The 11,166-nt window shown below is 65.8% G+C and carries 8 protein-coding genes; 4 read left to right on the top strand and 4 right to left on the bottom strand.

Annotated elements, in window-relative coordinates:
• Window positions 1–134: 134 nt before the first annotated feature.
• From queC to VF194_RS04175, 4 genes are all read right to left on the bottom strand, one after another.
• Window positions 135–851 carry a 7-cyano-7-deazaguanine synthase QueC gene (gene queC, locus VF194_RS04190; RefSeq protein ID WP_330888333.1) on the bottom strand — a complete coding sequence of 239 codons (717 nt, stop codon included), beginning with the start codon at window positions 849–851 and terminating at the stop codon, window positions 135–137.
• Between the two features lie 15 nt (window positions 852–866).
• A complete protein-coding gene (locus tag VF194_RS04185) occupies window positions 867–3,476 on the bottom strand; it encodes a TRAP transporter permease (RefSeq protein ID WP_330888331.1) in 2,610 nt (869 codons plus the stop codon).
• 86 nt (window positions 3,477–3,562) lie between these two features.
• Entirely contained in the window at window positions 3,563–4,543 is a 981-nt protein-coding gene (locus tag VF194_RS04180; protein WP_330888329.1) for a TAXI family TRAP transporter solute-binding subunit, read from the bottom strand.
• Window positions 4,544–4,737: 194 nt separating this feature from the next.
• Window positions 4,738–5,652: a LysR family transcriptional regulator gene (locus VF194_RS04175; RefSeq protein WP_330888327.1), complete on the bottom strand. Its 915-nt coding sequence runs from the start codon at window positions 5,650–5,652 to the stop codon at window positions 4,738–4,740.
• 187 nt (window positions 5,653–5,839) lie between these two features.
• Between VF194_RS04175 and VF194_RS04170 the strand changes: the two genes are divergently transcribed.
• From VF194_RS04170 to VF194_RS04155, 4 genes are all read left to right on the top strand, one after another.
• Complete coding sequence (locus VF194_RS04170; protein WP_330888325.1) at window positions 5,840–7,096, top strand: D-amino acid dehydrogenase; 1,257 nt, start codon at window positions 5,840–5,842, stop codon at window positions 7,094–7,096.
• A 108-nt stretch (window positions 7,097–7,204) separates the two neighbouring features.
• Window positions 7,205–8,254, top strand: a complete 1,050-nt coding sequence (locus tag VF194_RS04165; RefSeq protein ID WP_330888323.1) for a Fe(3+) ABC transporter substrate-binding protein — start codon at window positions 7,205–7,207, stop codon at window positions 8,252–8,254.
• Complete coding sequence (locus VF194_RS04160) at window positions 8,251–9,957, top strand: iron ABC transporter permease (protein WP_330888321.1); 1,707 nt, start codon at window positions 8,251–8,253, stop codon at window positions 9,955–9,957. The genes VF194_RS04165 and VF194_RS04160 overlap by 4 nt, the downstream gene beginning before the upstream one ends.
• A gap of 19 nt (window positions 9,958–9,976) precedes the next feature.
• On the top strand, window positions 9,977–11,032 hold the full coding sequence (locus VF194_RS04155) for an ABC transporter ATP-binding protein (RefSeq protein ID WP_330888319.1): 1,056 nt from the start codon (window positions 9,977–9,979) through the stop codon (window positions 11,030–11,032).
• Window positions 11,033–11,166 lie beyond the last annotated feature (134 nt).

Genomic DNA, 11,166 nt, shown 5'->3' with positions numbered 1-11,166 from the left:
TCCGAAAGGCAGCTGAACGCAGTGTCGAGGCAACATGGCAACGTATCGGAAGCCTGCTGGACCGCTTCCCGCCACAGGAATGCGCAAACTATCTCAGGAACGCTGGCTATGCTTCGATCTAACGGGATTCCGGTCTAGTCGCGCTCCGCCATCCTTTTGCCGATCGCCGCTTTCCAGTAATCCGGGTCCTCATAGGCGGTCGGATCCGGCATGCCGGCGAGATGGAAGGCTTCGCGCCTCTCGACGCAGGTAGCGCAGCGGCCGCAATGCCGCTCGCCGCCCTTGTAGCAGCTCCAGGTCAAGTCATACGGCACGCCAAGGCGCACCCCCTCGCGGACGATGCCCGCCTTGTCGATGCCGACGAACGGCGCGTAAAGCTCGATCTCCCACATCCCTTCCAGTGCGCAGGCCTGCATGGCGCGGAAGGCATCGACGAAGGCCGGACGGCAATCGGGATAGATGAAATGGTCGCCGCTATGCACCGCGATGCCGACCGCATCGGCCTTGGCGCCGGCGGCGATGCCGAAGGCGATCGACAGCATGATCGCATTGCGGTTCGGCACCACCGTGGCCTTCATGTTGGCCTCGGCGTAATGGCCGTCCGGCACGGCAGTCTCGGAGCCGCCGATCAGCGCCGACGAAGTCAGGAAGCCGGCGAGGGCCTTGATGTCGACGACATCGTGGCGGGCGCCGAGCCGATCCGCGATGCGGGCGGCATGCTCGATCTCGCGCCGGTGGCGCTGGCCGTAGTCGAAAGAAACGAGGCGGCCGAGCTTGCGCTCGGCCGCCACTTTGTAGGCCAGCGTCACCGAATCGATGCCGCCGGAGCAGAGGACGAGGGTGTTTTTCATCCCCCCTATATGGACTTACGCTGCAGCGGTTGCAGCGGCGCCGACGGCTTTCTTTCTGCGCCGCATCTGCAGCCAGACAACGACGCCGAGCAGGAGCAGCGCCGGCAGCATGAACCAGTTGCGCGAGGGGCGGTCGGACGGCACGGCCACCGACAGAACCTTGTCGCCGGGCAGGATGCCATTCTTCGCCACCGGGCTGCCGAGCCTGACATTCATCACGGTGACGTCGCCGCCGAAGCTGCTGAGGGTGAGGCCCGCCGCCTTGAGCCGCTCGACGCCGGTTTTGCCCTTGCCCATATCGATGCGGATCAGCTTCTGGACGGTATCGCCCTTCATGTCCTGCGTCTCGATGCGCAGCCGCAGCGGATGGCCCGTCGGTGTGCGTTCGGCCTCGGCCATCACCTCGGAAGCGGGCTTGGCGACGTAGGGCTCGCTGATCCGATCGAGCCAGAAGCCCGGCCGGAACAGGGTGAAGCAGATCAGCAGCAGGGCCACCGTCTCATACCAGCGGTTCTTGACCAGGAACCAGTTCTGGGTGGCGGCGACGAAGGCCATCATGGCCAGGATCGAGCCGCCGAGCACGATCACGAGTTCGACCGGGCCGGGAATGTCGATCATCAGGAGCGTGCCGTTGAAGATGAAGATGAACGGCAGGAGCCCGGTACGGATTTCGTATTTGAAGCCCTGGAAGCCGGTCTTGACCGGATCGGCGCCGGAGATTGCCGCCGCCGCATAGGCCGCCAGACCGACCGGCGGTGTAACGTCCGCCATCAGGCCGAAATAGAAGACGAACATATGCACCGCGACCAGCGGCACGGCGAGGTCGTTCTGCGCCGCCAGGTTGACGATCACCGGCGCCATCAGGGTGGCGACCACCACATAGCTCGCCGTCGTCGGCATGCCCATGCCGAGCACGATGCAGATCGCCGCAGTCAGCAGCAGCATGATGATGATGTTGCCGTTGGACAAAAATTCCACCAGCTCGGTCATGACAAGGCCGATTCCGGTCAGCAGCACGACGCCGACGATGATGCCCGCCGTCGCCGTGGCGATGCCGACGGCGGTCATGTTGCGGGCCGCGGCCTCGAGGCCCTCGATCAGCTCGACGACGCCCTTGCGGAACTCCTGGCCCAGAATGGATTGCTTGCGGAAGAAGGCGGTCAGCGGCCGCTGGGTGACCAGCAGCAGGATCAGCGTCGCCGTGCCCCAGAAGCCGGACAGGCCGGGCGACAGTTCCTCGATCATCAGGCACCAGATCAGCACGCCGACCGGCAGCAGGAAATGCAGGCCGGTCCGTGCCGTTTCGGCGAAATTCGGCACTTCCAGGAAGCCCTTCTCGGGGTCGTCGAACGGCAGGTCGGGGTGCTTGGCGCGGTAGGCGACCAGCCCGACATAGCAGGCCAGCACAAGCGCGCCGGCAATCGGCGCCGCGGCGGCGCCGAAGACAGCCTTCATCCAGCCGAGCCCGAAATAGATCAGGCCGGCCAGCACGATGAAGCCGCAAATGCCCATCAGGCTGCGCATCAGCGCCGTGGTGAAGGGATGGCGCTGTTTCACCGGCAGGCCCTTGAGGCCCATCTTCATGGCCTCGATGTCGACGATGTAGAACAGCGAACCGTAGGTCAGCAGCGCCGGGAAGAAGGCATGCTTGACCACGTCGGAATAGGGGATGCCGACATATTCGGCGATCAGGAAGGCGGCGGCGCCCATCACCGGCGGCATGATCTGGCCGTTGACCCCGGCGGCGCATTCGATGGCGCCGGCTTTGGTGGCGCTGTAGCCGACCCGCTTCATCAGCGGAATCGTGAAGGTGCCGGTGGTCACCACGTTGGCGATCGAGGATCCGGAAATCATGCCGGTCAGGCCCGAGGCGACGACGCCGGCCTTGGCCGGGCCGCCGCGATACTTACCGAGCAGCGAGAAGGCGAGCTGGATGAAATAGCCGCCGGCGCCGGCACGCTCGAGCAGCGTGCCGAACAGCACGAACATGAACACCACGTTGGTCGACACGCCGAGCGCGACGCCGAAGATGCCTTCCGAGGTCAGCCACATCTGCGACGAGGCGCGCGACAGGCTGGCGCCTTTATGCGACAAGAGGCTCGGCAGATAAGGGCCGGCGAACATGTAGACGATCATCAGCAGCGAGATGATCGTGATGGCCGGGCCGACGGCGCGCCGCGCCGCTTCCAGCAACACCAGAACGCCGATCACGGTAACGACGATGTCGGCCGTATTCGGCAGGCCGGGCCGCTCGATCAGGTCGTAATAGAAGACGATGAGATAAAGCGATGCACAGGCGCCGGCGATGCCGATCAGCCAGTCGGTGAGCGGAATGCGATCGCGCGGCGAGCGCTTGAACGCGGGGAAGGTCGTCGCCGCCAGGAACAGCGCGAAGGCCAAGTGGATCGAACGGGCGAAATTGTCGGTGATGATGCCGAAATTCAAAATGTAGGGCAGCGGCGAGGCATACCAGAGCTGAAACAGCGACCAGGCGACGGCCACGATGAAGATGATGCGCGCCGCCGCGCCTTTGGGCTTGCGCCCGCCGGTATCGGCCTCGGCGACCATCTCGTTGAGTTTGTCGATGTCGAACTCTGCGCCGCCGGTCTTTTTATCCTGTGCCACGGCTACCCCCATCCCTGTATGCAAACGAACCTATACGCGTAATAAGAAGGGAGGCGCCAATGGCGCCTCCCTCGAAACCGGGCGGATTACATCCAGCCCTTTTCCTTGTAGTACTTCACCGCGCCCGGATGCAGCGGGGCGGTCAGGCCGTCCTTGACCATGTGCTTCGGATCAAGGTTGGCGAAGGCCGGATGCAGCTTCTTGAAGTCGTCGAAGTTTTCGAACACCGCCTTGACCAGCTGATAGACGACTTCATTGTCAACCTTGGTCGAGGTGACCAGCGTCGCCAGCACACCATAGGTCTTGGTCGGGTTCGGGTTGTTGGCGTACATGCCGCCCGGGATCGTGGCGTAGGCGTAGTAGGAATGCGCCTTTACCAGCTTGTCGACGGCCGGGCCCTGGAGCGGGATCAGCTTGGCGCCGCAGGCGGTGGTCGGATCCTGGATGTTGGCCGACGGATGGCCGACGCCGTAGAAGAAGCCGTCGATCTTGTTGTCGCACAAGGCCGGGCCGTGCTCGTCGGCCTTCAGCTCCGAGGCCAGCGAGAAGTCGGACAGCTTCCAGCCCATGGCGGCCAGCAGTTCTTCGAGCGAATTGCGGGTGCCCGAGCCGGCGTTGCCGACGTTGAAGCGCTTGCCCTTGAAATCCTCGAACTTGGTCACGCCGGCATCCTTGCGGGCCAGCACGGTGAACGGCTCCGGATGCACGGAGAAGACGGCGCGCAGATCCTTGAAGGGGCCGCCGTCCTTGAACTGCGCATGGCCTTCATAGGCATTGGCCTGCACGTCCGACTGGGCCATGCCGAAATCGAGTTCGCCTGCCTTGATCGTGTTGATGTTGTAGGCCGAGCCGCCGGTCGATTCGACCGAGCAGCGGATGCCGTGGGTCTTGCGGTCCTTGTTGAGCAGACGGCAGATCGCGCCGCCGGCCGCGTAGTACACGCCGGTCACCCCACCGGTGCCGATCGTGATGAATTTCTGCTGCGCGATGCCCGTGCCGGGCAGGGCGATCAGCAGAGCCGCACCCAGGACTCCCCCGAGCATGCGCTTCGCTGTGAACTGCGTCATTCTTATTCTCCTCCGTGGATTGCTGCGGTTTGCCGTTACGACGGCTGCACCGGGGCGCGCCCGGTCCTCAGACTATGGCCGGACCGCGCGCCCCCTGTGATAGCGGAAAGCCGAGGCCAACCGCCATGCGTATCGGTACCGATTCCATAACCTTGCGGTATGGAGACCGGAGCGGATCGATTCGTCAAGTCTCGTCACGGTCTGACGGACGCTGGAAGCGATGCGGAAACGGTTTTTTCCGTTTGTGCCAGCATGGCGATGAATTTGCGCGCTAAAACCGAGGCCGGCTGATGCTTGGCGCGTATAGTGTGCACTGCAAAATCAATCGCCGGGCTGAGCATGCGGACCGCCACCTGCTTCGGGTCATGCCCAGCGGCGGTATACTGATCGACAATGGCCGTGCCGGCGCCGCGGGCAACGAGCGAGAGCGCGATCTGGTTGGTTTTCACCTCGACGATGGGCTGCAGATCGACCCCGGACAGTTTCAGTGCCGTGCTGAAGGCCGAGCCGAGCGGATCGTCGCTGCGCAGGCCGATGAAGGGATGTTTGCGAAACCAATCAAATTTCACAGTTGCAGGAAGCCGATTCTCCATAGCCTTGGGGAAGATGCCGTAGAACTGCGCCGAGGCGAGCGGCTGCACATCGAGGCCGGGATGGGCCTGAATGTCGAAGCCGATGCCGATATCGACCTCGTGATTGAGGACGACACGGACCAGGTCGGCATATTGGCGCGTCTCCACCTCGAAGCTGACATCGGCATGCTTCTGGCGGAAGCGCGAGATCGCCAGTGGCACCAGATCGATGCAGAGCGCCGGCGCCGCGGCGATGCGTAGATGGCCGCTGGTGGCGGCGCCGAGATTGCGCGACAGTTTGCGCAGGTTTTCCAGGCCGCTGATGATGCGTTCGCTTTCGGCATGCAGGACCTCGCCCTCGCGGGTCGGCATCAGGCGGCCTTTGACCCGGTCGAACAGCTTGTAGCCGAGCTGATCCTCGGCGCGCAGCAGGAGCCGGGTGGCGGCCGGCTGCGAGATATTCAGCAGCTTGGCAGCGGCCGTGATCGTGCCGGTCAGCATCACGGCATGAAAGATTTCGAGATGGCGCAACTGCATGACGATCCCCCGCGGAACTGCGCGTCACTGTAGCCGGACTGTCTGGCCGGCCCAAGAGGCGGCATAACGCGGTGTTATGACCTGCATGCCGATCCGCAGTGGCTGGCCGGTCCGGCAGGCCATAACTTTACCGGGAAAGCCTCCTGGCCGCCCGTCCGGTGCAGCGCGAGGCTGGGATGGAGCGGTTATGGATATCGCGGTAATTGGATCCGGTGTGGTCGGGATGACGACGGCCTGGCGGCTGGCGCGCGACGGCCATCGTGTCACTGTGCTGGACCGGGCTTCGGCGCCGGGACTGGGGGCGAGCCACGCCAATGGCGCCCAGCTCAGCTATTCCTATGTAGCGCCGCTGGCCAGCCCCTCGGTCTGGTTCGAGTTGCCCAAGCTGCTGCTGCGCCCGGATTCGCCGATGCGATTCCGGCCGGGATTCGAACTGTTCCAGTATCGCTGGCTGCTGAAATTCCTGGCCGCCTGCAGGCGGCGCGAGGCTCTGGCGACGACCGAGAAGCTGCTGCGGCTGGCCTATCTGAGCCGCGACGTGCTGCATCAGGCCGCCGAAATCCGCGCGCTCGATTTCGTCTGGCGCCGCGCCGGCAAGCTGGTCCTGCAGGGCAGTGCCGAAGGCCTGGCGGCGGCGCAGCGGCAGGCGGAATTCCAAAGCCATCGCGGCAGCGTGCAGAAACTGCTGGATCGCGACGGCTGCCTGGCGATCGAGCCGGCGCTCAAGGCCATCGCCCATCGCATCCTCGGCGGCGTCTATACCGCCGACGACGAGGCGGCCGATCCGTACAAGCTCTGCCGCGGGCTGGAGACGCTGCTCGCCGGCGACAACAGCGGCGTGCGGTTCACCTATAGCCGCAAGGTGCTGCGCCTGCTGCGGGCCGGCAACCGGCTGCTCGGCGTCGAGACGGCCGATGGCGTGATCGAGGCGGATGCCTATGTGCTGGCGGCCGGCGTCGCCAGCCGGCGGCTGGGGCTTACGGCCGGCCTCGATCTGCCGATCTATCCGATCAAGGGCTATAGCCTGTCGCTGCCGATCGCCAACGACGATGCCGCGCCGCGCATCTCGATCACCGACAGCGCGCATAAGGTGGTCTATGCCCGGCTTGGCGACCGCCTGCGGGTGGCCGGCATGGCCGATATCGTCGGCGAGGATGGCGCCATCGATCCCGACCGGCTGGCGCAGCTTGCGCGGCAGGCGCGGGAGACGTTTCCGGCCGCCTCGGATTGGCATGCATTGACACCCTGGACGGGCCTGCGGCCGGCGACGCCGAAAGGGCTGCCGATCCTGGGCGCCAGCGGCATCGACAACCTGCTGCTCAATGTCGGCCATGGGGCGCTCGGCTTTACGCTGGCTTTCGGCTCGGCCGAAATGATCGCCGCCAGGATCGCCGGCCGGGATGTGGCGGTGCCGGAGCAGGATTTCAGCCTCAGGGCGGCCTAGGCGGACCGTCCGGTCCGGTTGTGAGGGCCCGCGGCTGGGAGTTGCCAGGCAAGCAGAGCGCTGCTAAATGATAATGCGTTGCAATATCATCAGCAGGAGATATCGAGCATGGCGCCGAAGCTGTTCCTCCGATCCGTTCTGTTCGGCGCGCTGGTGCTGGCGGCCGCTTTTTCCGCCTCGGCCCGGGCCAGCGAGGAGGTCAATCTCTATTCCTACCGCCAGCCGGCTTTGATGCAGCCGCTGCTCGAGGCTTTCACCAAAGAGACGGGGATCAAGGTCAACATCGTCCACGCGGCCAGCGGTCTGCTCGAACGGCTGAAGGCCGAGGGACGGAACAGCCCGGCCGACCTGGTGCTGACCGCCGATGTCGGCAATCTCAATGATCTGGTCGAGGCCGGATTGCTGCAGCCGGTTGCGTCCGAGACGATCACGGCCAACATCCCGGCGCAGTACCGCGATCCGGCAGGCCGCTGGTTCGGCCTGTCGATGCGCGCCCGGGTCATCGTCGCCTCGAGAAAGCGGGTGAAGCCCGGCAGCCTGCGCAGCTACGAGGATCTCGCCTCGCCGGAACTGCGCGGCCGCATCTGCACGCGCTCGGGCAAGCATGTCTACATGGTCTCGCTGATCGCGGCGATGATCGCGCATAAGGGCGAGGCCGCCACCGAGGCCTGGCTCAAAGGAGTGAAGGCGAATCTCGCCCGCAAGCCGCAGGGCAGCGATCGCAGCCAGGTGAAGGCAATCGCCGAGGGCGAATGCGACGTCGCCCTGATCAACACGTATTATTACGGCCTGATGGAAACCGGGGCGGACAATCCAGGCGAGCGGGCCTGGGCGGCGGCATCCACCATCGTGTTCCCGGATCAGGACGGGAACGGTACGCATGTCAATATCTCCGGCGCCGGCGTCACCTTGGCGGCGAAGAACAGGCAGAATGCGATCCGGCTGATCGAATTCCTGAGCAGCGATGCTGCCCAGGCGCTCTATGCCGAAAAGAATTTCGAATATCCAGTGAAGCCCGGCGTGAAGCTGAGCCCGGTGGTTGCCGGTTGGGGCGAATTCAAGCCTGATGCCATCGGCCTCTCCACTGTGGCGAAACGCCGGGCCGCTGCGTCTCGCCTGGTCGACCGGGTCAACTACGACGCTGGCCCCGGCACGTGAGCGCCAAGCCCGACGCCGCTATGCCGACGGGCGTTGCGGCAGCAGGATTGGCGCAGTCGATCCGGCGTTGGTGCGAGCCGTGGCGGATCGGCGCGCTGATCGCCGCCGCAATCATCATCCTGCCCTGCGTCGCGATCGGCTGGCTTGCCGTCTCGCCCGATGACGGCATCTGGCGGCATCTCGCTGCGACCGTGCTGCCGCGCTATGCGGCCAATACGGCGCTGCTGCTGGCCGGCGTCGGGCTCGCCACCGGCATCGTCGGCATCGCCATCGCCTGGCTCGTCGTCATGTACCGGTTTCCCGGCCGCCGGCTGCTCGGTTGGGCGGTCATGCTGCCGATGGCGGTGCCGTCATACATCCTGGCCTATGTCTATACCGACGTATTGGAATATTCCGGGCCGGTGCAGACCGGCCTGCGCGCATTGTTCGGCTGGAGCAGCAAGCGCGACTACTGGTTCTTCGAGATCCGCTCGCTCGGCGGCGCGATCTTCGTCATGACGCTGGCGCTGTATCCTTACGTCTATCTGCTGGCCCGCGCCGCCTTCGCCGCGCAGTCGCTCTGCGCCATCGAAGTCAGCCGCACTCTCGGATTGGGACCAGCCGCCGCGCTGCGCCGCGTCGCCTTGCCGCTCGCCCGTCCGGCCATCGTGGTCGGCGTCAGTCTGGTGATGATGGAGGCTCTGGGCGATTTCGGCACGGTCGACTATTTCGCCGTCGCCACGCTCACCGCCGGGGTTTACGACGTCTGGCTCAACATGGGCAGCACCTCCGGCGCGGCACAGCTCAGCCTGGTGATGCTGGCGCTGGTGCTCGCGCTGATCGGCATCGAGCGTCTGGCGCGCCGCGACCGCCGCTTTCATGCCGCCACGGCGCGGCAGCGTCCCATCCCCGGCCTGCGTCTCGGCGGCTGGCGCGGCCGGACGGCGGCGGCCGTGTGCAGTCTGCCGGTGCTGCTTGGTTTCGTCCTGCCGGTGATCGCGCTGGTTTCGGCGGCCTTGCGGGCGCGTTCCGCGCTGGGCGGGGTAGGGATGCTGCAGGCGCTCGGCAACAGCGCCCTGCTCGCGGCGCTGACGGCCGCGGTCGCGGTCGCGATCGGCATGTTTCTCGCCTATGCGATCCGCCTGAGCCGCGACAAGACGACCGGCATCGCTGCCCGGGTGGCGGCGATCGGCTACGCCATGCCCGGCGCGGTGCTCGCCGTCGGCGTCTTCGTGCCGCTCGCTGCCTTCGACAATGCGCTCGACGCCGTAGCCCGGCAGCTTCTCGGCGTTTCCACCGGCCTGCTGCTGTCGGCTTCCATCGTCGCGCTGATCTACGGCTATACCGCGCGCTTTCTGGCGCTGTCGCTCGGCAGTGCCGAGGCCGGCCTTGCCCGCATCCGTCCGTCGATGGATGGCGCGGCGCGCACGCTGGGCTGCGGCGTCGGCGGCGTCTTGCGGCGCGTGCATCTGCCGATGCTGCGCGCCAGCCTGCTGACCGGCGGGCTGCTGGTATTCGTCGATACCATCAAGGAACTGTCGCTGACGTTGCTGGTGCGGCCATTCAACTTCGAAACGCTCGCGACCCAGGTTTATCAATATGCCGCGCATGAGCGTTTCGCCGAAGGCGCCGCCGGGGCGCTGCTGATCGTGCTGGCCGGAACCGTGCCGGCGCTCTTGCTGGCGCGATCGCTTCAGGCCGGCAGCAATCTTTCCCGATGTTGAGCTTCAAGGACGACAAGCCATGGGCCTGAGCCTGGACCGGGTGAGCCATGCCTATGATGGCCGGCCTATACTGCGCGGCGTCACGTTCTCCGTTGCGCCCGGCGAAGTCGCCTGCCTGCTGGGGCCCTCGGGTTGCGGCAAGACGACATTGCTTCGCGTCGTTGCCGGGCTGGAGCGGCTCGATGACGGGCAGGTTGCCATCGGCGGCCGCAGCGTCGCCGATGCCGCCGCCGGCCTGCATCTGCCGCCGGAGCGCCGGCGGGTCGGGTTGATGTTCCAGGATTATGCGCTGTTTCCGCATCTGAGCGTGGTTGACAATGTCGCCTTCGGCCTTGCCGGACGCGATGGTGCCGCGGCGCGGATGACGGCGCGCGCGGCTCTGGCCCGGCTCGGTCTGGAGGAATATGCCGAGTGCTATCCACACATGCTTTCAAGCGGACAGCAGCAGCGCTGCGCCCTGCTGCGCGCCCTGCTGCCCGCGCCGCAGGTCCTGCTGCTGGACGAGCCCTTCTCGGCGCTCGATGCAAGCCTGCGCGCTGCCGTCCGCGACGATACGTTACGGATACTGCGCGAGGCCGGCGTGGCCACGCTGATTGTCACCCACGATCCGGAAGAGGCGATGGCGGTGGCGGACCGGATCGGCGTGATGGCCGGGGGACGGCTTCTGCAGCATGGCACGCCCGCCGACCTTTATCTGAAACCTGCCAGCGGATTTGTCGCTACCCTGCTCGGGCCGGTGAACCGCCTGCGCGGTCGCGTTGCCGCCGGCGCGGTGGAGACGCCGCTCGGCCGCTTCCCGGCCGGCGAACTCGCCGAGGGGGCGGCGGTCGAATTGCTGTTCCGGCCGGAAAGCCTGCTGCTGAATGCAACGGGTGATGCCGCAACGGCAACCGTCCTGGATGCCCGGCTGCTCGGCCGCGCCAGCCGCATCACGCTCGCCCTTGCCGGCCTCGAGCACGCCATCGAGGCCGTCATTCCCGCGGTCCATCTGCCGCCTGCCGGCACAACGGTGCGGGTGAAGATCGAGCCGGGGGCGGCGCTGGTGCTGGAGGCGGATCAGTCCGGTATGGCCTAGGGTGTGTCGTCAATTATGGGATTCCCAAAGTATTGAATGAATGATTCATAGGAGGTCGCCTGAAGCGAGGGGGCGACCGATGCGGCGATATGGACTGACCGACCGGCAGTGGGAAGTGATTTCCGGCTTACTGC

This window comes from Ferrovibrio sp., assembly GCF_036381655.1.
In the GTDB taxonomy this organism is placed as follows: Bacteria; Pseudomonadota; Alphaproteobacteria; order Ferrovibrionales; family Ferrovibrionaceae; genus Ferrovibrio.
This window is presented reverse-complemented; position numbering and strand designations above follow the sequence as displayed.